This is a genomic window from Microbacterium pygmaeum (assembly GCF_900100885.1).
GTDB lineage: Bacteria > Actinomycetota > Actinomycetes > Actinomycetales > Microbacteriaceae > Microbacterium > Microbacterium pygmaeum.
Genome location: NZ_LT629692.1, coordinates 2,787,569 through 2,813,315 on the forward strand (window position 1 = coordinate 2,787,569; position 25,747 = coordinate 2,813,315).

Consider the following 25,747-nt stretch of genomic DNA (forward strand, 5'->3'; position numbering starts at 1 on the left):
GGGGGCGGGCCGGCCACCTGAGTGGCCGTGCCCGCCCTCAGCCGGGATACTGACTGCGTGGATGCCGTTGCGACGATCAGCTGGATCGTGGCGTTCGTGCTCACGACCGTCGTCGTCACCGGTCTGGTGGGTCGCATCGGCTGGTCGGCGCCGGTGGCGCTGGTCATCGTCGGCGGGGCGGTCTCCTTCGTCCCCGCCGTGCCGCAGATCCAGGTCGAACCCGACCTGATCCTGTACGGCATCCTGCCCCCGCTCCTGTTCGCGGCGGCGATCCGCACCTCCCTCGTGGACATCCGCGCCCGGCGCGATAGCATCCTTCTGCTGTCGGTCGGGCTCGTCGCCTTCACCGTGGTCACCGTCGGATTCGCCACGCTTCTGCTCGTCCCGGCGATCACCGTCGCCGCAGCCTTCGCCTTCGCGGCGGTGATCGCACCGACCGACGCGATCGCCGTCACCGCCATCGCGGGGCGCCTGAAGCTGCCCCGGCGCGTGGTGACGATCCTCGAGGGCGAGAGCCTGCTGAACGATGCGACGGCGCTGGTCGCCCTCAACGCGGCCATCGCGGCGATCATCAGCGTCGTCGAACCCACCGAAGTCGCCCTCGACTTCGTCCTCGCGGTCGTGGTCGGCATGGCGGTCGGCCTCGCGGTCGGGTGGGTCGTCTCGCTGGTCCGGTCGCGCCTGCATTCCGCCGTGCTGGACACCTCCCTGACGCTGGTCACCCCGTTCGCCGCGTTCCTCATCGGGCAGTTCCTGCACGGCTCCGGTGTGCTGGCGGTCGTCATCGCCGGTCTCTACCTCGGCTTCAGGGCGCCGTGGGTCGCTTCGGCGGAGGCGCGTGTCGCGGAACGGCTGAACTGGCGCACCATCCAGTTCCTCCTCGAGAACGCGGTGTTCCTGTTCATCGGCCTCAACCTGCGCGGCATCCTGGCGGGCGCGATGACCACGGGTCCAGGGCTGTGGCAGACGGTGGTGATCTGCGCCGGCATCCTGCTCGCGCTTGTCGCGTCCCGGTTCGCCTGGGTCATGGCGACCACCCTGCTCTACCGCAAGGGGCCCGCCCGGCTGCGGGAGCGCGGCTGGGCGTGGGGTAGCGGCGTCGCGGTCGCCTCAGCGGGTGTCCGCGGAGTCGTCACGCTCGCCGCCGTCTTCCTGCTCCCGCCGGAGACCCCCTCGCGCAGTTATCTGCAGTTCCTGGCATTCGTGGTGGTCGTCGCGAGCCTCGTCGGCGGCCTCGCCCTGCCGTGGATCATCCGCCGCCTCAAGCTCCCGGCACCGAGCTTCACGCAAGAGCTCACCGAGCGCCGGCTGCTCATGGTCGAGGCGCGGCAGGCGGGTATCGACCGCCTCGACGAGGAGGAGGTCACCCCCGACGAGCAGCATGTCGCCGACCTGCTGCGCGGCGACGCCGGCTTCCTCGGCGAGACGCTGGACGAGTACGGCCCCGATGCGTCGATCCCCCAGCTGGAGGCCAAGCTGCGGCTGCGCAGCGCCATGCTGGAGGCCGAGCGCGCCGCGGTGCTGCGAGCACGGATCGAGGGACGCTTCCAGGAACCCGCCATCGTCGCCGCGCTGCAGGCGATCGACGCCGAGGAGACGGCGCTGCGGGCGCAGTTCCCACGGCCCGACTGAGCGTGCGGAGGACTGCCGCTCCGGTCAGAAGGGAAGCAGGGGGTCCACCGCGATCGCGACGAACAGGAGCGTGAGGTAGGTGATCGAAGCGTGGAACACGCGCATCGGACGCGGTTCGGTGCCGCGTACCGCCCGCGTGTACAGCCGGTGCGATTCGTAGATGAACCAGCCGCCGAACACGATCGCCGAGACCGAGTACACCAGCCCCATGCCGGCCACCGGGATGAGCAGCAGCGAGCACGCCACGGTCGCCCACGCGTACAGGATGACCTGCAGGCCGACCTGCGAGCCGTTGCGCGTCGCGCCCAGCATCGGCACGTGCACTTCCTCGTACTGGTCCTTGTACTTCATCGACAGCGGCCAGTAGTGCGGCGGCGTCCACAGGAACACCAGCGCGAACAGGATGACCGGCGGCCAGGCGAGCGAACCCGTCACGGCCGTCCAGCCGATCAGCACCGGGAAGCATCCCGCGATGCCGCCCCAGACGATGTTCTGCTCGGTGCGACGCTTGAGGATCATCGTGTAGATCACGACGTAGAAGAAGATGGCGCCGGCGGAGAGGGCCGCGGCGAGCCAGTTGGTGGTCAGGGCCAGCCAGATGGTGGATGCTGCGGCGAGCGTCCACGCGAAGAGAAGCGCGCCGCGCGGTGAGACCTCGCCGGTCACCAGCGGCCGGTTCACGGTCCGCTGCATGTGCGCGTCGATGTCGCGGTCGAGGTACATGTTGAACGCCGCGGCGGAGCCGGCGCTGAGGGAGCCGCCGACGACGGTCGCCAAGACCAGCCAGACGTTCGGGAAGCCGCCCTGCGCCAGGATCATCACCGGCACCGTCGTGACCAGCAGCAGCTCCAGCACGCGCGGCTTGGTCAGCGCGACGTAGGCGCGGATCGTCCGGCCGAGCGAACGCGGTCGTGTCGCGTCTGCCGCGAGCGAGCCGACCCCCGAGCTCATCGTGGTGTCCATCGCCCCCCGTTTCAGCATTCCGACAGCCTTCCGAGTCTATGGCATCGGGCCGGCTCTCCCGGTTCGCCGGAGGGGTCCGGGGTGATCATCCACGCACCGTCATACGAGGTCAACCATGGTCGGCGAAGAGGACGGCTTCGCTATGCTGAGAGGACACGCGCGCCCTGCGCGGACTGCTCCCGAACGGTGACGCGGTCCATGTCTTCGGGTGCACTCCCTCTGAGAAAGGCGGCCCGGTGTCGGATCTGCGTTGGGATGAAATCGATCGGCGCGCGGTGGACACCGCGCGGGTGCTCGCGGCGGATGCGGTGGAGAAGGTCGGCAACGGCCATCCCGGTACGGCGATGAGCCTCGCTCCGCTGGCCTACCTGCTCTACCAGCGGGTGCTGCGCCACGATCCTTCGGACACCCATTGGCTGGGCCGGGACAGGTTCATCCTCTCCGCCGGCCACTCGTCGCTCACGCAGTACGTGCAGCTGTACCTGGGCGGCTTCGGCCTCGAGCTGGACGACCTCAAGGCGCTGCGCACGTGGGGCTCCAAGACGCCCGGTCACCCGGAGTACGGCCACACCGACGGCGTGGAGATCACCACGGGGCCGCTCGGTCAGGGCCTCGCCTCCGCGGTGGGCTTCGCCTATGCGGCCCGCTACGAGCGCGGACTCTTCGATCCGGATGCCGCGCCCGGTACATCCCCGTTCGATCACCGCATCTACGTGATCGCCGGTGACGGCGACCTGCAGGAGGGTGTGACCTCCGAGGCGTCCTCCCTCGCAGGCCACCAGGAACTGGGCAACCTCATCGCCTTCTACGATTCCAACCAGATCTCCATCGAGGACGACACGAACGTCGCCTTCACCGAGGACGTCGCCAAGCGCTACGAGGCCTACGGCTGGCACGTGCAGACCGTCGACTGGAAGAAGACCGGTCAGTACGTCGAGGACGTGGCCGAGCTGCACGCAGCCATCGAGGCAGCGCAGGGTGAGACCTGGAAGCCGTCGATCATCATCCTCAAGACGATCATCGGCTGGCCCTCCCCCGGCAAGCAGAACACCGGGAAGATCCACGGATCAGCGCTCGGCGCCGATGAGCTCAAGGCCACAAAGGAAGTGCTGGGATTCGACCCCGAGCAGACCTTCGTGGTCGATGAGAACGTCCTGACCCGCACGCGCGAGCTCGTCCAGCGCGGCGCAGAGGCGCACGCGGCCTGGCAGAAGGACTTCGATGCATGGGCTACGGCCAACCCGGACCGCAAGGCGCTTCTGGACCGGCTCGAGGCCAAGGAGCTCCCCGAGGGCATCGCCGATGCGCTTCCGGTCTTCGAAGCGGGCAAGGACGTCTCCACGCGCGCGGCATCCGGCACCGTCATCAATGCGCTCGCGGCCGAGCTGCCCGAACTCTGGGGCGGTTCCGCCGACCTCGCCGAGTCGAACCTGACCACCATCAAGGACGCGAAGTCGTTCATCCCAGCCGAGTGGTCCACCCACGAATGGTCTGGTGACCCGTACGGGCGCGTCCTGCACTTCGGCATCCGCGAGCACGCGATGGGCGCGATCGTCAACGGCATCAAGCTGCACGGACCCACCCGGCCCTTCGGCGGGACGTTCCTGATCTTCAGCGACTACATGCGCCCGCCGGTGCGCCTCGCGGCCCTCATGAACATCCCGTCGATCTTCGTGTGGACCCACGACTCGGTCGCGCTTGGAGAAGACGGCCCCACACACCAGCCGATCGAGCAGCTGGCCACGCTCCGGGCCATCCCCAACTTCACCGTGGTCCGTCCCGGTGACGCCGCCGAGACGGCCGTGGTGTGGCTGGAGATGCTCCGCCGGCATGCCGGCCCGTCCGGCATCGCGTTGACCCGGCAGAACATCCCCGTGTTCGAGCGCGGGAACGGCGAAGCATCCGGTGAGGCGTTCGCCTCGGCGGACCTCGCAGCCCGCGGTGCGTACGTGCTCGCGGAGTCGCCGACCGGCACCACCGACGTGATCCTGATCGCCACCGGCTCCGAGGTGCAGCTGGCCGTCGCCGCGCGCGAGACGCTCGCCGCGGACGGCATCGGAGCACGCGTGGTGTCCGCGCCGAGCCTCGAGTGGTTCGACCAGCAGGACGCGGCGTACCGCGAGTCGGTGCTGCCGGCATCCGTCACCGCCCGCGTGTCGGTCGAAGCCGGCATCGCGATGCCGTGGCTGCACCTGGTCGGCGGCAAGGGCCGCACCGTCTCGATCGAGCACTTCGGTGCATCGGCCGACTACAAGACCCTGTTCGAGAAGTTCGGCATCACCGCCGAGGCCGTCGTCGAGGCCGCACACGCGACGATCAAGGAGAACAACGCATGAGCACCCCCACCGCACAGCTGGTCGCCGACGGCGTCAGCATCTGGCTGGACGACCTCTCCCGCCAGCGCATCATCTCCGGGAACCTCGCCGACCTGATCGCGACGCGCAACGTCAGCGGCGTCACGACCAACCCGACGATCTTCGCCGGCGCGCTCAGCAAGGGCGAAGCGTACGAGGGTCAGGTCGCGGTCCTCGCCGGCAAGGGCGCCACGGCCGACGAGGCGATCTTCGAGATCACCACCGACGACGTCCGCGCGGCATCCGACGTGTTCCGCCCCGTCTACGACGAGACGAAGGGCGTGGACGGCCGTGTGTCGATCGAGGTCTCGCCCGATCTCGCGCACGACACCGAGGCCACCATCGCGCAGGCGAAGGACCTCGCCGCTCGCGTGGACCGCCCCAACGTGTTGATCAAGATCCCCGCCACCAAGGCCGGGCTCCCCGCGATCACCGAGGTCATCGGCTCCGGCATCTCGGTGAACGTGACTCTCATCTTCAGTCTGGAGCGCTACGCCGAGGTCATCGACGCGTACCTCGCCGGCCTCGAGCAGGCGGCCGCGGCAGGCCACGACCTCGCCGACATCCACTCGGTCGCCTCGTTCTTCGTCTCCCGCGTGGACACCGAGGTCGACAAGCGCCTGACCGTGCTCGGCGGCGACGCGGAGAAGCTCAAGAGCCGCTCCGGCGTGGAGAACGCCCGCCTGGCCTACGAGCTGTTCGAGCAGAAGTTCGCCGAACAGCGCGCCCAGGACCTCGTCGCCAAGGGCGCGAACGTGCAGCGCCCGCTGTGGGCCTCGACCGGCGTCAAGGATCCGGCGCTGCCGGACACGCTCTACGTGACCGAGCTCGACGCGCCCGGCACTGTGAACACGATGCCCGAGAAGACGCTCGAGGCCACCTTCGACCACGCCGTCGTCGAGGGCGACCAGGTCACCGGCCGGTACGCCGAGGCGCACGCGTACTTCGACAGCCTGCGCGACGCGGGCGTCGACTTCGCCGATGTCACCCAGGTGCTCGAGGACGAAGGCGTGGAGAAGTTCATCGCGTCCTGGCACGAGCTGCAGGAGACCGTGGCCAACGCGCTCGAGGCTGCGAAGGCAGCGGAGAGCGCTCGATGAGCTTCGACATCCATCTCACCGGCCACGTGAAGGCGGTGGTCCACGAGACGCTTCCCGGCCTGATCGCCGACCTCGTGGCATCCGGCATCACGGCCGGCGACTCGTCCCTGTGGGGCGAGGCGGCAGAGGCGGAGGCCGCGCAGCGGCTGGGCTGGGTGCAGGCGGTGTCGGTGTCGCGCCCACTGGTCCCCGAGATCGAGGCGCTGCGCGCCGATCTCGTCGCCCGGGGTCTGACCCGCATCGTCCTGGCGGGCATGGGCGGTTCCTCGCTCGCCCCGGAGGTGATCGCGCAGACCTCCGGTATTCCCCTCGTGATCCTCGATTCGACCGCACCAGGTCAGGTGCTGGCGGCATTGGACGGCGACCCCGAGGCCGGCGGCCTCGAGCAGACCGTCCTGGTGGTCTCGTCGAAGTCCGGTTCCACGGTCGAGACCGACTCGGCCAAGCGCGCCTTCGAGGCCGCTTTCCGGGACCTCGGCATCGACCCCGCTGAGCGCATCGTCGTCGTCACCGACCCGGGCTCGCCGCTGGATGCCTCGGCCCGGGCGGACGGATACCGGGTGTTCAACGCCGACCCGACGGTCGGCGGCCGCTATTCCGCCCTCACGGCCTTCGGCCTGGTTCCCACGGGCCTGGCCGGCGTCGACATCTCGGAACTCCTCGACGAAGCCGACGCGACCCTGCTCGAAGTGGCGATCGACAGCCCGGAGAACCCGGCGCTGGTGCTGGCGGCGGCGATCGCCGGCGGCGCACCGCGCCGCGACAAGCTCGGCCTGGTCACCGACGGCACGCACATCATCGGGCTGCCCGACTGGATCGAGCAGCTCGTCGCCGAGTCCACCGGCAAGGACGGCACCGGCATCCTGCCCGTCGTCCTCCTGCCCGTCTCCCCCGAGCTGGAGACCAAGCCGGCTGATCTGCAGATCGTGCGCCTGGTCGACGAGGCCGCCCGTTTCCACCTCTTCGAGCACCACGAGGGCGAGGTGCTGATCAGCGGCTCGCTCGGCGCCCAGCTGGTGGTGTGGGAGTATGCGACGGCCATCGCGGGGCGGATGCTGGGGATCGACCCATTCGACCAGCCCGACGTCGAATCGGCGAAGGTCGCCACGCGCGGTCTGCTCGAGGCGCGTCCGGAGCCCACCGCGCCGGCGTTCGTCCTCGACGGCGTCGAGGTGCGCGTGTCGGATCCGGCACTGGCCGCCGACGGCACGGTCGCCGGGGTCCTGGACGCACTGTGGTCGCGGCTTCCCGCCGACGGGTACGTGTCGGTCCAGGCGTACGTCGACCGGCTGCGCCTGCCGCAGCTGCAGGGCCTGCGCGAGCTCGTCGCCGCCGATTCGGGACGCCCCGCCACGTTCGGGTGGGGTCCGCGCTTCCTCCACTCGACAGGACAGTTCCATAAGGGCGGCCCGGCAGTGGGCGTCTTCCTGCAGATCCTCGAGCGCACCGACATCGACCTCGAGATCCCCGGTCGACCGTTCACCTTCGGGCAGCTCATCGACGCGCAGGCCGCCGGCGATGCCGCCGTCCTCGCGGACGGGCACGGACGCCCCGTGGTCACCCTCACGCTCACCGATCCCCAGGCCGAGGTGCTCACGCTCTTCGAAGCCGCCCAATAGGAGCCGCCATCATATGACCGTCGAGATCTCGCGGGGGCACAATCCGCTGCGCGACCCGGAGGATCACCGCCTCAACCGCATCGCCGGTCCGAGCGCCCTGGTCATCTTCGGTGTCACGGGAGACCTCTCCCGCAAGAAGCTCATGCCCGCCGTCTACGACTTGGCCAACCGCGGCCTGTTGCCGCCCGGATTCGCGCTGGTCGGATTCGCACGCCGCGACTGGGAGGATCAGGATTTCGCCGAGGTCGTCAAGGAGGCCGTCCAGCAGCACTCCCGGACGGAGTTCCGCGACGAGACCTGGCAGCAGCTGCTGCAGGGCATCCGCTTCGTCTCCGGCGAGTTCGGCGACCTCGACGCGTTCAAGCGACTCCGCGAGACCGTGGAGAAGCTCGACGTCGAACGCGGGACCATGGGCAACCATGCGTACTACCTGTCGATCCCGCCGAAGGACTTCGCGATCGTCGCGGAGCAGCTGAAGAACTCCGGTCTGGTGGATGAGACGGCCGATCAGCCCGATCGCTGGCGGCGCGTGGTGATCGAGAAGCCCTTCGGCCACGACCTCGACTCGGCCCGGGAACTCAACGACGCGCTGCGCTCGGCGTTCCCGACGGATTCGATCTTCCGCATCGATCACTACCTCGGCAAGGAGACGGTGCAGAACATCCTGGCGCTGCGCTTCGCCAACGAGCTGTACGAGCCGATCTGGAACCGCAATTACGTCGATCACGTGCAGATCACGATGGCTGAGGACATCGGCGTCGGCGGTCGTGCCGGCTACTACGACGGCATCGGTGCGGCGCGCGACGTCATCCAGAACCACCTCTTGCAGCTGCTCGCCCTCACCGCGATGGAAGAGCCGATCTCGTTCGATGCGGCCAACCTCCGGGCGGAGAAGGAGAAGGTCCTGGCCGCCGTCACCCTCCCTGAGGACCTCGCGCGCTCGACCGCGCGAGGTCAGTACGCCGGCGGATGGCAGGGCGGCGAGAAAGTCCTCGGCTTCCTCGAGGAGGACGGGATGAACCCGAAGTCCACGACTGAGACGTATGCGGCCATCACGCTCGAGATCAACACCCGCCGCTGGGCGGGCGTTCCGTTCTATCTGCGCACCGGGAAGCGCCTCGGCCGCCGCGTCACCGAGATCGCCGTCGTGTTCAAGCGGGCACCCGAGCTGCTGTTCTCGCGGAACCAGACTTCGGGTCAGGGCCAGAACGCCCTCGTGATCCGCGTGCAGCCGGATGAGGGTGTCACGATCCGCTTCGGCTCGAAGGTGCCCGGTGCCGGCGCGCAGGTGCGGGACGTCACGATGGACTTCGGCTACGGCCACGCCTTCACCGAGGCCAGCCCCGAGGCCTACGAACGCCTCATCCTGGACGTGCTCCTCGGCGACCCGCCCCTGTTCCCCCGGCATGAGGAGGTCGAGCTCTCCTGGAAGATCCTCGATCCGATCGAGGAGTTCTGGACGCAGCAGGGCGGACCCCTGGAACAGTATTCACCCGGGTCGTGGGGCCCGGCGTCGGCGGACGAGATGCTCGCCCGCGACGGCCGCACCTGGAGGCGTCCATGATCGTCGATCTGCCCGACACGAACGTCAGCAAGATCTCGCGCGCGCTGGTCAGCGTGCGCGAAGAAGGCGGCGCGGTCGCGCTCGGCCGTGTGCTCACCCTGATCATCCTGACGCGCGAAGGCGCCATGGAAGAGGTCATCGAAGCGGCGAACGACGCCTCGCGCGAGCACCCGATGCGCGTCATCGTCGTGATGCTCGACACGAAGGACACCGAGGATGCCCGGCTGGACGCGCAGATCCGCGTCGGCGGCGACGCGGGTGCCAGTGAGGTCGTCACGCTGCGCGTCTACGGTCAGGCGGGCGACTCGAATCTCGAGAGCCTGGTCACCGGGCTGCTGCTGCCCGACGCTCCCGTCGTGGTGTGGTGGCCGAACAAGACGCCGAAGAACCCTGCGAAGACCTCGATCGGCAAGATCGCCCAGCGGCGGATCACCGACGCGGCGACCAAGGCCGACCCCTCCGCGTGGGTCGCGGGGCTCGGCGACCAGTACTCCCCCGGTGACACCGATCTGGCCTGGACGCGGCTGACGCGCTGGCGCGAGCAGCTCGCCGCGATCCTCGACCAGCCGCCCTACGAGCCAGTCCGCTCCGTCCGCGTCCGCGGCGCCTCCGACTCCCCGTCGACGGCGCTGCTGGCGGCGTGGCTGCGCCTCGCCCTGGACGTCCCCGTGGACTGGGGCTACCTGGACGCTGAGGAGTGGCCGCACGGCATCAAGTCCGTGACGCTCGTCCGCGACAGCGGAGAGGTGCGCCTGGAGCGTCCGAGTCCTGCGGTCGCGGTGCTGACCCAGCCCGGCCAGCCCGTCCACGACCTCGCATTCCCGCGCCGCACCCTGCGCGAATGCCTCGCGGAGGAGCTCCGGCGACTCGATCCGGACGTCCTGTATGGTCGAGTGATCACCGAGGGCTGGGAGCTCTTGGGCCCACCGGCGACGCAGGAGACGCATGGCTGAGTTCACCATCGAGAAGCGGGTCGTGATCAGTTCGGATCCCGCTGCTCTGGCGGACTCGGTCGCCGTTCGGTTTCTGCACAGGGTCGCCAAGCGAACCGCTGCGGGCAATGACATGCACGTCTCCCTCACCGGTGGGTGGATGGCCGCGGCGGTGCTCGCCGCGATCGCCGCGCACCCCCGCCGCGACCGCGTCGACTGGTCACGCGTGCACTTCTGGTGGAGTGATGACCGGTTCGTCGCACGCGGCGACGCGGAGCGCAACGAGAAGCAGGCGCGCGAGGCACTGCTGGATGCCCTCCCGGGTGCGCACACGCACGCCATCGCGGCCAGCGATGACGGGATCGATCTGGATGCCGCGGCCGCGCGGTACGCGGCCGAGTTGGCGCAGCATCCACAGGTCGACGGCACGCCGTGGCCCTCGTTCGACATCTGCTTCCTCGGCGTCGGGCCGGATGGCCACATCGCCTCGCTCTTCCCGGACCGACCCGAGATCCTGGTCACCGATCGCGCGGCGGTCGCCGTGCGCGACTCACCGAAGCCACCGCCGGATCGCATCACACTGACGCGGCCCGTGATCAACGGGTCGAAGCGGGTCTGGCTCGTGCTGGCCGGCGCCGACAAGGCGGCGCCCCTCGGGCTCGCCCTCGCGGGCGCCAGCTACGCGACAGTGCCGGCAGCCGGCGCGAAGGGTCGCAAGCGCACCGTCTTCTTCGTCGACGATGCGGCCGCGGCGCAGGTCCCGCCGGAGCTCATCGACGGGGAATACTGAGCCGTTCGGGCGCGCAACGAGATCGCGGCTACGAACGGGAAAAGCGGATGCCGCGGCATCCGCTTTTCTCAGTTCTCGGTCACTCGAGCCCGCGGCGCTCCCGCAGCTGCTTGAGGGCGTCGTCCAGCAGGGTCTCGGCCTCTTCCTCAGTGCGCCGTTCCTTCACGTACGCGAGGTGGGTCTTGTACGGCTCGGCCTTGGCCAGCGCAGGCGGGTTCTGCTGGTCGCGCCCGGCTGGGAGCCCGGAGTGCGGTGAATCGATCGTGTCGGGGATCTCCTCGTCGGGGATGCCCGCGGCGAAGTAGCGCACCGTCTCGTTGCCCAACGCATCCCAGTACGAGACTGCGATGCGCTCGGCGTGGAATCCGTGGTCCTGCTCGCCCATCGGCCCGGCACCGACACGAGTGCCGCGGATCGCGTTGCCTCCGGTTGCCATCAGAGACCCTGGAACTTCGTGATCAGGCCGAGCGCGACGATCGACACGAACCAGGCGAGCGCGAGGATCACCGTGAACCGGTTGAGGTTGCGCTCTGCGAGCCCGGACGAGCCGAGTGCGGAGGTCATGCCGCCACCGAACATGTCGGACAGGCCCCCACCGCGGCCTTTGTGGAGCAGGATGAGGAGGGTCAGCAGCAGGCTGGTGATGCCCAGGAGCACCTGCAGGACGAACTCGAGGATCTGCACAGATCTACGCCTTTCACCGCGCCGGAGGGGCGCACGATCTCCCAGTATAAGCGCGGTCAGACGCCGACATGCTTCTGATAGCGGATGATCGCCGCGAACTCGTCGACGACGAGGCTCGCACCACCCACCAGTGCGCCGTCGACGTCGGGCTCGCGCATGAAGCTCGCGACGTTGCCCGATTTCACGGAGCCGCCGTAGAGGACGCGCGTGCGGTCCGCGGCATCCTGTCCCAGCTTCTCGGCGATGACGGTGCGCAACGCGGCGCACACCTCCTGCGCCTGCTCGGGCGAGGCCACCTGACCGGTGCCGATCGCCCACACCGGCTCGTAGGCCACGACGATGTCGGCGCCGGACGGCACGCCCTCCAGGGCGACTTCGAGTTGGCCGACGGAGACGGCGGTGGGTCCGGACTCCTCGCGCTGCTCCAGCGTCTCGCCGACGCAGATCACGGGCACCAGCTCGTGACGCAGCGCCGCCTGGACCTTCGCGGCGACGACCTCGTCAGTTTCATCGTGGTACTCGCGGCGCTCGGAGTGACCGATGATCACGTAGCCGCAGTTCAGCTTGGACAGGAACGCGCCCGAGATCTCGCCGGTGTACGCGCCTGCGTCGTGCGTGGACAGGTCCTGGGCGCCGAGTGAGAACGCGATCTTGTCCGCATCGATCAGCGTCTGAACCGTGCGGATGTCGGTGAACGGCGGGAACACGGCGACCTCGACCGAGCCGACCTCGTGCTTGGCGTCCTTCAGCGCCCAGTGCAGCTTCTGCACGAACGCCACCGCCTGGAGGTGGTCCAGGTTCATCTTCCAGTTGCCCGCGATCAGCGGAACCCTGCCTACGACCATCCGAGGACCTCCAGTCCGGGGAGCTTCTTGCCCTCGAGGAACTCCAGGCTTGCTCCGCCGCCCGTCGAGATGTGTCCGAACCGATCGTCGCTGAAGCCGAGTTGACGCACCGCTGCCGCCGAGTCGCCGCCGCCGACGACGCTGAGTCCGTCGACCTCGGTGAGGGCCTGCGCGACGGCCTTCGTTCCGGCCGCGAAAGGTGCGAGTTCGAACACGCCCATGGGGCCGTTCCAGAACACGGTCTTGCTGCTGCGGATCACCTCGGCGAACCGCGCCGCGGTGTCCGGTCCGATGTCCAGGCCCAGACCCGACGCGCCGAACGGCGTCTCTTCGATGGCGTCGGCGGGGGTCACCAGGTGCTCCGCGTCCGCGCCGAACTTCGAGGCCACGACGACGTCGGTGGGCAGGACGATCTCCACGCCCGAGTCCTTGGCCCGCTGGATGTATTCGCGAACGGTGTCCAGCTGGTCGGCCTCGAGGAGACTCGCGCCGACCTTGTCGCCCTCGGCCGCGAGGAACGTGAAGAGCATGCCGCCGCCGACCAGCAGACGATCCACGCGCGGCAGCAGGTGGGAGATCACGCCGAGCTTGTCGCTGACCTTCGAGCCGCCGAGGACGACCGTGTACGGACGCTCGGGTTTCTCGGTCAGACGGTCCAGGACGTCCAGCTCGGCCTCGATCAGCAGTCCGGCCGCGGACGGCAGGATCTCGGCGAGGTCGTACACGCTCGCCTGTTTGCGGTGCACGACACCGAAGCCGTCGGAGACGAGGACGTCGCCGAGCTCGGCGAGCTGTGCGGCGAACGCAGCGCGCTCCGCGTCGTCCTTCGAGGTCTCGCCCGGGTTGAAGCGCAGGTTCTCGATCACCGCGACGTCCCCGTCTTCCAGGGATGCGACCGCCTCGGCGGCGGACTCCCCCACCGTGTCACGGGCGAACGCGACCGGAGTGCCGAGCAGCTCGGACAGGCGCTGTGCGACCGGGGCGAGGCTGTACTTCGGATCCGGCGCACCGTCGGGGCGGCCGAGGTGCGAGCAGACGACCACGCGGGCGCCCTGCTGGATGAGGGCGTTGAGGGTGGGCAGCGACGCACGCACGCGGCCGTCGTCCGTGATCTGACCGTCCTTCAGGGGGACGTTCAGATCACAGCGGACGATGACGCGCTTGCCTGCGAGCGACCCCAGCGATTCGAGGGTGCGCAGAGCCATGATGACCGCCGAGGGCCTCTACAGGCTCTCAGCCACGTACTCGGTGAGATCGACCAGACGGTTGGAGTAGCCCCACTCGTTGTCGTACCAGGCGGAGACCTTGACCAGGTTGCCGCTGACGTTGGTCAGCTCCGAGTCGAAGATCGACGAGTGCGGGTTTCCCTGGATGTCGCTGGAGACGATCGGGTCCTCCGTGTACTGGAGGTAGCCGGCCAGACGCCCGTCCGCAGCCGCAGCCTGGTAGGCCGCGTTGACCTGGTCGACCGTGAGTCCCTCGGTGGGCGTCACGATGGTGAGGTCGACGATGGAGCCGGTGGGAACCGGGACGCGGTACGAGGAGCCGCTGAGCTTGCCGTTCAGTTCTGGCAGCACGTGGCCGATCGCCTTCGCAGCTCCGGTCGAGGCCGGAACGATGTTGATCGCGGCTGCACGGGCGCGGCGCAGATCGCTGTGCGGGCCGTCCTGCAGATTCTGGTCGGCCGTGTACGCGTGTGCGGTCATCATGAAGCCGCGCTCGATGCCGAACGCGTCGTTGAAGACCTTGGCCAGCGGGGCGAGGCAGTTCGTGGTGCACGACGCGTTGGAGATGATGACGTCGGTCTCGGGGTTGTAGTCGCCCTCGTTCACGCCCATGACGACGGTCACGTCGTCACCGGTGGCCGGAGCCGAGATCAGGACCTTCTTGGCGCCGCCGGCGACGTGCTTCTTGGCATCCTCGGCCTTGGTGAAGCGGCCGGTCGACTCGATGACGATGTCGACACCGAGCTCGCCCCAGGGGAGGTTCGCGGGGTCGCGCTCTTCGAAGACCTTGATCTTCTTGCCGCCGACGGTGATCGAGTCCTCGTCGTAGGTGACCTCTTCGGCCAGCGGACCGCCGACCGAGTCGTACTTGAGCAGGTGAGCGAGGGTCTTGTTGTCGGTGAGGTCGTTCACCGCCACGATGTCGAGGTCCGCACCCTGCGCGAGAGCCGCGCGGAGGTAGTTGCGTCCGATGCGGCCGAAGCCGTTGATTCCGATCTTGACAGCCACGGATTTTCTCCTGAGATGTGTCGTGCGCGAGTGCGCGATTGTTGCGGTGCAGAGATGGACAACGGCGTCCCGGCGGAGCTGTCCGCCGGGACGCCCACGCTTGTTACGACAGTACCAGCAGGCCCGTCGTCTTCTCGCGGGCCGTGGTGAAGCGGCTCTGAACGTTCTCCCAGTTCGCGATGTTCCAGACTGCCTTGACGTAGTCGGCCTTGACGTTCAGGTAGTCCAGGTAGAAGGCGTGCTCCCACATGTCGAGCTGGAAGATCGGCACCGTGCCCTGCGCGGTGTTGGACTGCTGATCGAACAGCTGCTGGATGAGCAGCTGCGAGCCGATCGGGTCCCAGCTGAGCACCGCCCATCCGGAGCCCTGGATGCCGGTCGCGGCGGCCGTGAAGTGGGCCTGGAACTTCTCGAAGCTGCCGAAGAACTCGTCGATCGCCGCAGCCAGCTCGCCCTCGGGCGCACCCCCGCCCTCCGGCGACAGGTTGGTCCAGAAGATGGAGTGGTTGACGTGGCCGCCGAGGTTGAACGCGAGGTCCTTCTCCAGCTTGTTCACATTCGCCAGGTTGCCGCTGTCGCGGGCCTCGGCGAGCTGCTCGAGCGCCGTGTTCGCCCCCGTCACGTACGCCTGGTGGTGCTTGTCATGGTGCAGCTGCATGATCTTGCCGCTGATGTGCGGCTCGAGTGCCGCGTAGTCGTACGGGAGGTCGGGGAGCGTGTAGATCGCCATATTCTCTTCTTCCTGTCGGCGCTGCGCCGAGGTTCTCGGGCAGCGAGAATGACCTTTTCATCCTATCGACGAGCAACACCGCCAGCACGGGGTTGCTTCCCGATGGATCAGTCTTCGGCGCCCACCGGAACGGCCGCTTCGGTGTCGGGGATGCCCTCCACCTCGGCCTTCTTGTCGGCCATCGCCAGCAGCCGACGGATGCGCCCTGCGACGGCATCCTTGGTCAGCGGAGGGTCGGCGTGGTGGCCGAGTTCGTCCAGGCTCGCATCGCGGTGGGCCAGACGCAGTTCGCCCGCTTCGCGCAGATGTTCGGGAACGTCCTCGCCCAGGATCTCCAGTGCCCGCTCCACTCGCGCGCACGCGGCCACAGCGGCCTGCGCCGAGCGACGGAGGTTGGCGTCGTCGAAGTTCACCAGGCGGTTCACGCCGGCGCGGACTTCGCGACGTTGACGCAGCTGGTCCCATTCCCCAGCTGCTCGCTGTGCGCCCATCTGGGCCAGGGCGGCGCGGATCGCCTCGCCCTCGCGGACGACCACCCGCGGGACCCCACGAACCTCCCGGGCCTTGGCCGGGATGCCGAGACGGTGCGCGGCGCCGACCAGCGCCATCGCCGCCTCGGGCGCGGGGCAGGTGATCTCCAGCGCCGCGGATCGACCGGGCTCGCTGAGCGTGCCTGCGGCCAGGAATGCGCCACGCCAGATCGCTGCCAGGTCGGAGCGTGAGCCGGTGGTGAGCTTGTTCGGCAGACCGCGCACCGGACGACGACGCTGATCGAGCAGACCCGTCTGACGTGCGAGGGTCTCGCCGCCGTCGATGATCCGGACGGCGTAGTGGCTGCCGTTCCGGGCGCCCGAGCCCTGCACGTGCACCAGTTCCGGGCGGACCCCGTAGATCTCCATCACGTCGCGGGCGACGCGTCGGGCCAGGATGTCCGAGTCCAGTTCCGCCTCGACGGCGACCCGGTTGGCGATCGAGTGCAGACCTCCCGAGAACCGCAGCAACGCCGTCAGCTCCGCCACCCGAGCTGTGGGACTCGGGTCGCGTACGGAGGTCAGTTCGGCCTTCACGTCGGCGGTCAGCGACACGGATCTCCTTGCGTGTTTCGTGCGTTCTGCAGTCGACCTGCGGAACGAATCCCCGGCGAGGGGAACGAGGGTCCAGCCTACTCGCGACCCAGATCGCGATGTTTCACACGGACGGCGACGCCGGGAAGGCTCGAGAGCCGATCGGCCAGTTCCCGGGCCATCACGACCGAGCGGTGCTTGCCGCCGGTGCAGCCGACGGCGATCACCGAATGTCGCTTGTTCTCGCGCTGGTAGCCGTCCAGAACCGGCGTGAGCGCCGCCGCGTACGCGTCGATGAATTCCGCAGCGCCCTGTTGGGCGAGCACGTACTCGCGAACCGCCGGGTCCTCGCCGGTCAGAGCGCGCAGCTCGTCGTTCCAGAACGGGTTGGGGAGGAACCGCATGTCGGCCACTGAATCGGCGTCCGGGGGAAGTCCGTACTTGAAGCCGAAGCTCATCAACGTGACCGTGTGCTTGGCGGCGTTCTCCGCGGAGAACATCTCGACCACCTGCGAGGCGAGCTGGTGGATGTTGAAGTTCGATGTGTCGACGATGACATCGGCGCTCTCGCGCACGACCGCCAGACGGTCGCGCTCGAGCCGTATCCCGTCCAGGATCGTCCCGTCGCCCTGCAGCGGATGCGGGCGTCGGACCGCCTCGAATCGGCGCACGAGGACCTCGTCGGATGCGTCGAGGAACATCACCCGCACCGGCCGGCCACGGCGGAGCGCGCGCGTGATCTCCGGCAGCTCGGCGAACAGATCGCGTCCGCGGACGTCGACCACGACCGCCACCCGCGGGAGCGCGCTGGCCGCCAGTGCGGTCAGGTCCAGGAGGGGGCGCAGCATCTGCGGCGGCAGGTTGTCCACCACGTACCAGCCGAGATCTTCGAGCGCGTCGGCCGCGGTCGAGCGGCCGGCACCGGACATCCCGGTGACGATCAGCACCTCACCGGTGGGATCGCTCGTCGCCGCAGCGCTGTCCTCAGCGTCGGTCATGACCACCCCCGTCGTCCGGGTTTCAGCCTAGTCATCCGAGAGATGGGCGTAGACCGCGGCCGCCAGCTTCGGCCCGATGCCCGGCAGCTCTGAGATCTCCTCCTGGCTCGCCTTCTTGAGCGCGGCGACGGAGCCGAAGTGCCGCAGGAGTGCACGGATGCGTGCCTGTCCGAGGCCGGGGACCTCAGCGAGCACGCTCGAGATGTCGCGCCGTCGACGACGGCGCTGATGCGTGATCGCGAAGCGGTGCGCCTCGTCGCGCAGTCGCTGCAGGAGGTAGAGCGCCTCGCTGGTGCGCGGCAGGATCACGGGGTACTCCTCCCCCGGCAGCCACACCTCCTCCAGCCGCTTCGCGATGCCGCACAGCGCGATCTCCTCGTGGCCGGCGTCCGCGAGCGCTCGTGCGGCGGCGGCGACCTGCGGCTTGCCGCCGTCGACGACCAGGAGCTGCGGCGGGTATGCGAACCGAGGCCGCTTGCGGGTCGTCGCCACCGTTGCGTCGTCGGTGGGATCAGGCACGGGTTCGTCCTGCTCCTCCGGGCGGTCGAGGTACGCGAGGCGACGCATCAGGACCTGGTGCAGCGAGTCGGTGTCGTCCGTGGTCTCGGCGACGCCGAACGAGCGGTACTGGTCTTTGCGCGGCAGACCGTCCTCGAAGACGACCATCGAAGCGACCACGTTGGTGCCCCCGAGGTGCGACACGTCGTAGCACTCGATCCGCAGCGGCGCTTCGGCCAGGCCCAGCGCTTCCTGCAGATCCGTGAGCGCCTGCGTGCGTGCGACGTAGTCGCTGGTGCGACGCGTCTTGTGCACGATGAGCGCCTGCTGTGCGTTGAGGGACGCCGTCTTCATCAGCTCGGCCTTGCGACCACGCTGCGCGACCTGGATCGTCACCTGCTTGCCACGGCGATCCCGGAGCCATTCCTCGAGGTCTGCCGCATCGTCGGGGAGTTCGGGCACCAGCACCTGGCGCGGGATATCCGCGACGGGAGCATCGCCGTACGCGCGCTGGAGCACCTGATCGACGAGGTCGCCGCCGGTGATGTCGAGCTCCTTCTCGATGGTGGTGGCGCGGACACCGCGCACCCGGCCACCGCGGATCACGAAGTGCTGGACGGTCGCGGCCAGTTCGTCTTCCGCGATGCCGAACAGGTCGGCGTCGGTGTCCGGAGCCAGCACCAGTGCGCTCTTGGACAAGACGGCGTCGATCGAGACCAGGCGGTCGCGGTACACCGCCGCGGACTCGTAGTCCATCGCCGCGGATGCCTCGCGCATCCGTGCGTTCAGCTCCTTGGCGAACCGCTGGTCACCGCCGGCCATGAACGCGACGAAGTCGTCGACGATGGCTCGGTGCTCCTCGATCGTCACCCGCATCGAGCAGGGGCCACCGCAGCGGCCGATCTGCCCGGGGAAGCACGGCCGCCCCGTCACCATCGCCTTGCGGTACGAAGCGTCGCTGCACGTGCGGATCGGGAAGACCTTGATCATCAGATCGATCGTGTCGTGCACGGCCCACACCTTGGGGTACGGGCCGAAGTACTTCGCCCCGGGGATCCGCCGGTTGCGCGTGACGATCACTCGAGGCGCTTCGTCGCCGAGCGTGATCGCCATGAACGGGTAGGACTTGTCGTCCTTGTAGCGGACGTTGAACGGCGGATCGAACTCCTTGATCCACATGTACTCCAGCTGGAGGGAGTCGACGTCGCTGGCCACGACGGTCCATTCGACCGATGCGGCCGTGGTCACCATCCGGCGCGTGCGCTCGTGCAGCGTGTGCAGGGGCGCGAAGTAGTTCGAAAGCCGCGCGCGCAGGTTCTTCGCCTTGCCCACGTAGAGGACCCGTCCCGCGGCGTCGCGGAAGCGGTAGACGCCGGGGTTGGTCGGGATCTCACCCGCCCGCGGCTTGTAGGAGAGCTGCTGGGCCATGACGCTGTACGGCCGGCCTTCAGCCGGCCTTGCGGCGCTGGGCCGGGCTCTCCAGGACCTCGGCGAGGAAGGCGCCGGTGAAGCTCTTCTCCGACCGGGCGACCTGCTCGGGCGTCCCGACGGCCACGATTTCGCCGCCGCCGGACCCGCCTTCCGGGCCGAGGTCGATGATCCAGTCCGCGGACTTGATCACATCGAGGTTGTGCTCGATGACGATCACCGTGTTGCCCTTGTCCACCAGACCGTTCAGGACCTCGAGCAGCTTGCTGACGTCCTCGAAGTGCAGACCGGTCGTCGGCTCGTCGAGCACGTAGATGCTGCGGCCGTTGCTCCGGCGCTGCAGCTCCGTCGCGAGCTTCACCCGCTGCGCCTCGCCGCCGGAGAGCGTCGTGGCCGACTGGCCGAGTCGCACGTAGCCCAGTCCCACATCGACCAGTGTCTTCAGATACCGGTGGATCGCCTGGATGGGTTCGAAGAAGTCGGCGGCTTCGGAGATCGGCAGCTCGAGCACCTCGGCGATGTTCTTGCCCTTGTAGTGCACGGCGAGGGTGTCGCGGTTGTAGCGCTTGCCGTGGCACACCTCGCAGTCCACGTAGACATCCGGCAGGAAGTTCATCTCGATCTTGATCGTGCCGTCGCCGGAACAGGCCTCGCACCGGCCGCCCTTGACGTTGAAGCTGAACCGGCCGGGCTGATAGCCGCGGACCTTCGCCTCCGGGGTCTCGCTGAAGAGCGTGCGGATGCGGTCGAACACGCCCGTGTAGGTGGCGGGGTTCGAGCGAGGCGTCCGGCCGATCGGCGCCTGGTCGACGTGGACGACCTTGTCGAGGTTGTCCAGCCCGGTCACGCGCGTGTGCTTGCCCGCGACGCGACGCGCGCCGTTGAGCCTGGTCGCGAGCACCTGATAGAGGATGCCGTTCACCAGCGACGACTTGCCCGAGCCGCTGACCCCGGTCACGGCTGTCAGCACCCCGAGTGGGAAGTCGGCCGTCACGTTGCGCAGGTTGTTCTCGCGCGCACCAACGACCGAGATCATCCGCGACCGATCGATCTTCCGCCGCTTGCGGGGCGTCTCGATCTCGCGACGACCCGACAGGTAGTCGGCGGTGAGCGAAGATGTGTCCTCGAGGAGGGACGCCAGGGGCCCGGAGTGCACGACCGACCCTCCGTTGACCCCGGCACCGGGGCCGATGTCGACGACCCAGTCGGCCGCGTGGATCGTCTCCTCGTCGTGTTCGACGACGATCAGCGTGTTGCCCAGATCGCGGAGGGTGACCAGCGTCTGGATCAGACGCCGGTTGTCGCGCTGGTGCAGGCCGATCGACGGCTCGTCGAGGACGTAGAGGACACCTGTCAGGCCCGAGCCGATCTGCGTCGCCAGCCGGATGCGCTGCGCCTCGCCACCGGAGAGGGTCGCGGCCGCCCTGCTGAGACTCAGATAGTTCAGACCGACCTGGATGAGGAAGTCCAGGCGTACCCGGATCTCGCGCAGCACCTGCGCCGCGATCGTGGCCTCGCGGTCGGTGAGGGTCAGCTGTGCGAAGTACGCGCGCGCGTCGCCCAGGCTGAGCTTCGCCGCCTCGGCGATCGAGTGTCCGTGCACCATGACGGCGAGCACCTCGGGCTTGAGGCGATCCCCGTGGCACACCGGGCACGGCACCTCGCGGAGGTAGTCCGACCAGCGCACCCGCTGCGTGTCGGACTCGGCCTGCATGTACTGCCGCTCGATGTAGGGCACGACGCCTTCGAAGCCGGACGAGTAGCGCATCTCGCGCCCGTACCGGTTCTTCCACTTCACGGTGACCTTGTAGTTCTCGCCGCGGAGCACCGCCTCCTGCACATCGAGCCGGAGATCGCGCCACGGCGTGTCGAGAGAGAACTTCAGGTCGGCGGCGAGGCCCTCGAGGAGCCGCTCGTAGTACTGGAAGAGTCCCTTGCCCTGCGTCGTCCACGGGATCAGGACGCCCTCGCGGATCGACAGGTCCTCGTCGCCCAGCATCAGGTCGACGTCCACCGACATACGCGTGCCCAGTCCCGAGCACGCCGGGCACGCGCCGAACGGTGCGTTGAACGAGAAGGTCCGCGGCTCGATCTCGGTCAGCTGAAGCGGATGCCCGTTGGGGCAGGCGAGCTTCTCCGAGAAGGACTGCCACGCCGCGTCGCCCTCCTCATCGACGAAGTTGATCTGCATGATGCCGTCGGCGAGCCCCAGCGCGGTCTCGACGGAGTCGGTGACGCGCCCGAGCGTGTCGGGTCCGGCCACCAGCCGGTCGACGACGACGGCGATGTCGTGCTTGTAGCTCTTCTTCAGGACCGGGGGCTCGGCGAGCTGGATCAGTTCGCCGTCGACGACGGCACGCGCGTACCCCTTCGCCGAGAGCTCCTTGAAGAGGTCGACGAACTCGCCCTTCTTCTGCGAGACGACGGGCGCGACGATCTGATAGCGGGTCCGCTCCGGCAACTCCACGAGCTGGTCGGCGATCTGCTGCACCGTCTGGCGCTGGATGATCTCGCCGCACACCGGGCAATGCGGCACGCCGATGCGCGCCCACAGCAGACGCATGTAGTCGTAGATCTCGGTGATGGTGCCGACCGTGGACCGCGGGTTTCGGTTGGTCGACTTCTGGTCGATGGAGACCGCGGGGCTGAGCCCTTCGATGAAGTCGACGTCGGGACGATCCACCTGCCCGAGGAATTGCCGCGCGTACGCGCTGAGCGACTCGACGTAGCGGCGCTGGCCCTCCGCGAAGATCGTGTCGAACGCGAGACTGGACTTCCCCGACCCGGACAGACCGGTGAAGACCACCAGGGAATCACGGGGGATGTCGAGATCGACGTTCTTCAGATTGTGGACGCGAGCGCCCCGAACGCTCAGCGTTCCACTGGTGTTTCCGGGCGCGGCGACAGGAACGATGGGCACCTCTCAAGTGTACGTGGGGCCTCCGACACGAGGCTGGGTCGGTGACCGCACGGGCCCCGGTTTCGCCACGAGCGTGAACGACGGATGCCGCGGGGCGTCGCCCCGCGGCATCCGTTCGTTCGTCAGTCTGCTACCAGATCAGCACCGGGATCTTCGGGCTGTCCGAGGGCTTCAGCTGATCGTTGCCGGCGAAGGACGCCCACAGCCGGTGCACGCCCTTCCCGAGCGGGGGCAGCGTCACCTTCGCGGTCCCGTTCGTCACCGTCGTCGTCGCGATGGCGGTCGCGCCGTCGAACACGGTGACCTCGCCCGAGCCCGCACCGGCAGCCGACGCGACGACGACGGTGTACTGGATCGTCGCGCTCTGGCGGGCCAGCAGCTTGCTCGGGAAGCCGATCGTGTATGACTTCTCCTTTTCGAAGACCGTGATCGGCACGGTTACCTCGGTGCCCGTGGCGGCGCCGGTGAGCACCAGCTCGGCAGCGCCCGAGGGCACGTCCGCCGGCAGCGCGACCGAGATCGCCGCCGTGCCGTAGTCGTCGTACACCGCGGTGCCGATGGTGTTGTCCACCGGGAACGTGCCCAGCACCTGTCCGCCGAGCGAGACGGAGATCTCCGTGTCCTTCACGTCCGCCGCGGTGGACATCGCCCACGACTTCACGCCGAATGCGACCGTGCCCGAGGGCTCGTAGGCCGTGGGGGCCGGGTCGGGGAAGGTGACCTCCACGGCGTGCTGCGAGTAGTCGACCGGAAGCGGTGCGGTCGAGGCGAACTCGTCCATGTAGTCCACCATCGCGGCGAGGTCGATCTTGCCCGTGTCGCGCTTGTTCGCCCCGTTCGCCAACTCGCGGAAGTTGTCGCCTCCGGTGGAGAGGAACGAGTTGACCGTCACCGAGTAGATGGCCGCCTCGTCGATCGGCTCGCCGTTCAGCCACATGCCGGTGATCGTGCCCTCCGGCGCCTGGTACGGCGTCGCGGACTCGTCGGCCGGCGTGCTCGGGTTGTCTGCCGCCTGTTCCGTCACGATCTTCTGCGTATAGGTGTACTCGAACCCGTCCGAGACACCGAGGCGCAGGAACGGACGCGTCGGCAGCGAATTGAACGTGTCGCGCTGCCACTGCTGCTCGAGCACGGTCTTGATCTGCGCACCGGTGAGCTGCAGGTTCACGAGGGTGTTGGCGAACGGCTGCACGACGGCCGCCTGCTTGTACGTCAGCGTCCGGGGGTACGAGCCATCGCCCGGATCGGTGCCCACCATGTCCTGTCGCAGGCCGCCCGGGTTCATGAACGCGATCTGCGCTCCGCCGGACTCGGGGGCCGACGTCGCCCAGCGCTGGACCTCGGCGACCTTGTTGCCCAGGGTGGATTCCCCGCCGCGGTTCTCCGCTCCGCTGCTCAGCCGGGCACGGTTGAACGCGCCGGCGACCTCGCCGAGCGGCACAGCGCCGAGCACATCGGCTTCGGCTGCCGCCTTCGTGACGATGGGGGTCACCGCGGGATCCGCCGGGTAGTTCCCGGCGAGGGCGAGGATCTTGTGGGACGAGGATGTCACCGCTCCGGTCGCGCCGTCGACCTCGAAGATCAGCTGGTTGAGGTTGGTCCCGTACTGACCGGCCGAGACGACCGGTCGCTCCGTGATGGCTCGGCCCTCCGTCGCCCACTCGTCGACCGGGAAGGAGCAGTCGTACGCCAGGTGGGTGTGACCGGAGACGATCGCGTCCACGTCGGGCGAGACGTTGTTGACGATGTCGGCCCACTTGCCGGAATCGTCCATGGTCGCGCAGTCGGTCGACGGCGCACCTTCGTGGACGAGCATCACGACGAGGTCGGCGCCCTGGTCCACGAGCGCCGCCGCTTCGGTGTTGACCGACTGCACGATGCCGGCGACATCGATCTCGGTGATGCCACCGGGGCTCACGAGAGAGGGAAGCTCCTCGGTCACCGCTCCCACGAAGCCGACCTTCACGTCGCCGAACTCCTTGATCCAGGTCGGCGGAACGGCGGGATCCTGCGTCCCCGTCAGCTTCAGGTTCGCCGCGATGTACTGCCACTGCGCACCGCCGTACGGGTTGGTCGTCGCATCGTACGGCGCCATCACGCGGTTCACGAGATCGTCGTATCCCTGATCCAGCTCGTGGTTGCCCACCGCCGACACCTCGAGCCCCGCCTCGTTGAGCGCGTCGATCGTCGGCTTGTCGGACTGGATGAACGATTCGAACGTCGATGCGCCGATCAGGTCGCCCGCGGCGGCGAACACCGTGTTCGGCGTCTCGCCCCGCAGCTGCTTGACGGCGCCGGAGAGCACCGCTGCGCCCGCCTGCGTTCCATCGGCGAGGATGCGGCCGTGGAAGTCGTTGGTCGCGAGGATCTGGATCTTCGTCGGCTCCGCCTGCGCGGCCGGCGCGACCAGGACGCTGGCGCCGAGGGCGGCGATCGTCGCAGCCACGACGCCGAGGCGACGCCATCGCGCGGAGCGGATGGAACGGGACGGGAGTTCATCGGAGCGAGAGCGCATGGGGCTTCCTCTGTAGTGCGGACCGAAGGGGGATGCAACGCCGAGGGGCGCGCCACCATCGGCGACGTCCCGTCGCATCCGAGCCTATGAGTCAGCCGAGAACGCGCAACGAAGATGAGAAAGTGTTCATCGAACGTGCGTGAACCGAACCAGCGCGTCGCGGAGCCCCGCAACCTCCGAGGCATCCATGCCCACCCGTTCCATGATCTGCCCCGGCACCTCCTCCGCCCGCTCGCGCAGGTCGCGGCCGGCCGGTGTGAGGTCGATGTCGAGTACCCGCTCGTCCTCCGCGCTTCGCCGGCGACTGACCCTCCCGGCACTCTCCAGCCGCTTCACGAGCGGCGAGAGCGTCGCGGGCTCCATGGCCAGCTGATCCGCCAACTCGCCCAGGGATCGCGGGGCACGTTCCCACAGCGCGAGCATCACGAGATATTGCGGATGCGTCAGCCCGAGCGGTTCGAGCACCGGACGGTAGATCGAGACCACGTTGCGCGCGGCGGTCACGACCGCGAAGCAGAGCTGATTCTCGAGGGCGAGCAGATCCTGGTCACGAGCGGTCACGAGAAGATCCTACCTACACGAATTGTTAGTACACTAAGAATCATGACGAAGGATGGCACGACGCTCCGCGATCGCGTGCGCGCCGCCGGCGGGTGGTACCAGTGGATCAACGCGAAGCTCATCCGCGCAGCCGGACCCGCGGCGGTCGGACCCTACGAGACGACTCCCCCGCCGACGGTCCAGGAGCGTGCCGCGCGGGCGTGCCCGCTGTGCGGCGCTGCGATGACGGCCCACACCTTCGACCGGACCGGCCCGAAGCCGCTCATGCACTGCCCATAGCCGCCCGGCCACCCAGGCGGCCTGGCAGGCACGTCAC

General features: G+C 68.6%; 21 protein-coding genes. 8 read left to right on the forward strand and 13 right to left on the reverse strand.

Translation table 11 applies throughout. The features are described from left to right. The first annotated feature begins 57 nt into the window (after window positions 1-57). Window positions 58-1,632, forward strand: a complete 1,575-nt coding sequence (locus BLT19_RS13390; RefSeq protein ID WP_091491145.1) for a cation:proton antiporter — start codon at window positions 58-60, stop codon at window positions 1,630-1,632. A gap of 24 nt (window positions 1,633-1,656) precedes the next feature. Here BLT19_RS13390 and BLT19_RS13395 read toward each other — a convergent pair whose 3' ends face one another. Beyond that, window positions 1,657-2,595 carry a heme o synthase gene (locus tag BLT19_RS13395; RefSeq protein WP_091491147.1) on the reverse strand — a complete coding sequence of 313 codons (939 nt, stop codon included), beginning with the start codon at window positions 2,593-2,595 and terminating at the stop codon, window positions 1,657-1,659. Between the two features lie 236 nt (window positions 2,596-2,831). Between BLT19_RS13395 and tkt the strand changes: the two genes are divergently transcribed. Genes tkt through pgl form a run of 6 tightly spaced genes read left to right on the forward strand, consistent with a single transcriptional unit; the run spans window position 2,832 to window position 10,954 of the window. Continuing rightward, window positions 2,832-4,931, forward strand: coding sequence for a transketolase (gene tkt, locus BLT19_RS13400; RefSeq protein WP_091491149.1), 2,100 nt, complete (start codon window positions 2,832-2,834; stop codon window positions 4,929-4,931). Beyond that, window positions 4,928-6,049 carry a transaldolase gene (gene tal, locus BLT19_RS13405; RefSeq protein WP_091491152.1) on the forward strand — a complete coding sequence of 374 codons (1,122 nt, stop codon included), beginning with the start codon at window positions 4,928-4,930 and terminating at the stop codon, window positions 6,047-6,049. Before tkt ends, tal begins: the two co-directional genes overlap by 4 nt. After that, complete coding sequence (locus tag BLT19_RS13410) at window positions 6,046-7,668, forward strand: glucose-6-phosphate isomerase (protein ID WP_091491156.1); 1,623 nt, start codon at window positions 6,046-6,048, stop codon at window positions 7,666-7,668. Before tal ends, BLT19_RS13410 begins: the two co-directional genes overlap by 4 nt. Window positions 7,669-7,681: 13 nt before the next feature. Then, the gene (zwf, locus tag BLT19_RS13415) at window positions 7,682-9,232 is read left to right on the forward strand and encodes a glucose-6-phosphate dehydrogenase (protein WP_091491160.1); all 1,551 of its coding nucleotides are present in this window, start codon (window positions 7,682-7,684) and stop codon (window positions 9,230-9,232) included. Beyond that, a complete protein-coding gene (locus BLT19_RS13420; RefSeq protein ID WP_091494025.1) occupies window positions 9,229-10,185 on the forward strand; it encodes a glucose-6-phosphate dehydrogenase assembly protein OpcA in 957 nt (318 codons plus the stop codon). The genes zwf and BLT19_RS13420 overlap by 4 nt, the downstream gene beginning before the upstream one ends. After that, entirely contained in the window at window positions 10,178-10,954 is a 777-nt protein-coding gene (pgl, locus tag BLT19_RS13425; protein ID WP_091491163.1) for a 6-phosphogluconolactonase, read from the forward strand. The genes BLT19_RS13420 and pgl overlap by 8 nt, the downstream gene beginning before the upstream one ends. A gap of 79 nt (window positions 10,955-11,033) precedes the next feature. On the opposite strand, the gene BLT19_RS13430 is transcribed toward pgl, so the two are convergent. The 12 genes from BLT19_RS13430 to BLT19_RS13485 form a co-directional block, all read right to left on the reverse strand. Then, window positions 11,034-11,390, reverse strand: a complete 357-nt coding sequence (locus tag BLT19_RS13430; protein ID WP_091491166.1) for an RNA polymerase-binding protein RbpA — start codon at window positions 11,388-11,390, stop codon at window positions 11,034-11,036. Continuing rightward, complete coding sequence (secG, locus tag BLT19_RS13435; RefSeq protein WP_091491169.1) at window positions 11,390-11,638, reverse strand: preprotein translocase subunit SecG; 249 nt, start codon at window positions 11,636-11,638, stop codon at window positions 11,390-11,392. The genes BLT19_RS13430 and secG overlap by 1 nt, the downstream gene beginning before the upstream one ends. A 56-nt stretch (window positions 11,639-11,694) precedes the next feature. Next, window positions 11,695-12,483, reverse strand: a complete 789-nt coding sequence (gene tpiA / locus BLT19_RS13440; protein ID WP_091491171.1) for a triose-phosphate isomerase — start codon at window positions 12,481-12,483, stop codon at window positions 11,695-11,697. Then, window positions 12,474-13,688 (reverse strand): phosphoglycerate kinase, encoded by a 1,215-nt coding sequence (locus tag BLT19_RS13445; protein WP_091491174.1) that lies wholly within the window; start codon window positions 13,686-13,688, stop codon window positions 12,474-12,476. Before BLT19_RS13445 ends, tpiA begins: the two co-directional genes overlap by 10 nt. Window positions 13,689-13,706: 18 nt before the next feature. After that, the gene (gene gap, locus BLT19_RS13450) at window positions 13,707-14,717 is read right to left on the reverse strand and encodes a type I glyceraldehyde-3-phosphate dehydrogenase (RefSeq protein WP_091491176.1); all 1,011 of its coding nucleotides are present in this window, start codon (window positions 14,715-14,717) and stop codon (window positions 13,707-13,709) included. 103 nt (window positions 14,718-14,820) lie between these two features. After that, on the reverse strand, window positions 14,821-15,447 hold the full coding sequence (locus BLT19_RS13455; protein WP_091491180.1) for a superoxide dismutase: 627 nt from the start codon (window positions 15,445-15,447) through the stop codon (window positions 14,821-14,823). Window positions 15,448-15,554: 107 nt separating this feature from the next. Continuing rightward, entirely contained in the window at window positions 15,555-16,532 is a 978-nt protein-coding gene (gene whiA, locus BLT19_RS13460; protein ID WP_091491183.1) for a DNA-binding protein WhiA, read from the reverse strand. Window positions 16,533-16,609: 77 nt separating this feature from the next. Beyond that, window positions 16,610-17,509, reverse strand: coding sequence for an RNase adapter RapZ (gene rapZ / locus BLT19_RS13465; protein WP_091491185.1), 900 nt, complete (start codon window positions 17,507-17,509; stop codon window positions 16,610-16,612). Between the two features lie 27 nt (window positions 17,510-17,536). Further along, window positions 17,537-19,435 (reverse strand): excinuclease ABC subunit UvrC, encoded by a 1,899-nt coding sequence (gene uvrC / locus BLT19_RS13470; protein ID WP_091491187.1) that lies wholly within the window; start codon window positions 19,433-19,435, stop codon window positions 17,537-17,539. 19 nt (window positions 19,436-19,454) lie between these two features. After that, window positions 19,455-22,355 (reverse strand): excinuclease ABC subunit UvrA, encoded by a 2,901-nt coding sequence (uvrA, locus tag BLT19_RS13475; protein WP_091491190.1) that lies wholly within the window; start codon window positions 22,353-22,355, stop codon window positions 19,455-19,457. A 130-nt stretch (window positions 22,356-22,485) separates the two neighbouring features. Next, window positions 22,486-24,870, reverse strand: coding sequence for a 5'-nucleotidase C-terminal domain-containing protein (locus BLT19_RS13480; protein WP_091491193.1), 2,385 nt, complete (start codon window positions 24,868-24,870; stop codon window positions 22,486-22,488). A 126-nt stretch (window positions 24,871-24,996) separates the two neighbouring features. Continuing rightward, the gene (locus BLT19_RS13485) at window positions 24,997-25,431 is read right to left on the reverse strand and encodes a MarR family winged helix-turn-helix transcriptional regulator (RefSeq protein WP_091491195.1); all 435 of its coding nucleotides are present in this window, start codon (window positions 25,429-25,431) and stop codon (window positions 24,997-24,999) included. Window positions 25,432-25,473: 42 nt separating this feature from the next. Here BLT19_RS13485 and BLT19_RS13490 point away from each other — a divergent pair, with 42 nt between their 5' ends. Continuing rightward, window positions 25,474-25,710, forward strand: a complete 237-nt coding sequence (locus BLT19_RS13490) for a hypothetical protein (RefSeq protein WP_091491197.1) — start codon at window positions 25,474-25,476, stop codon at window positions 25,708-25,710. Window positions 25,711-25,747 lie beyond the last annotated feature (37 nt).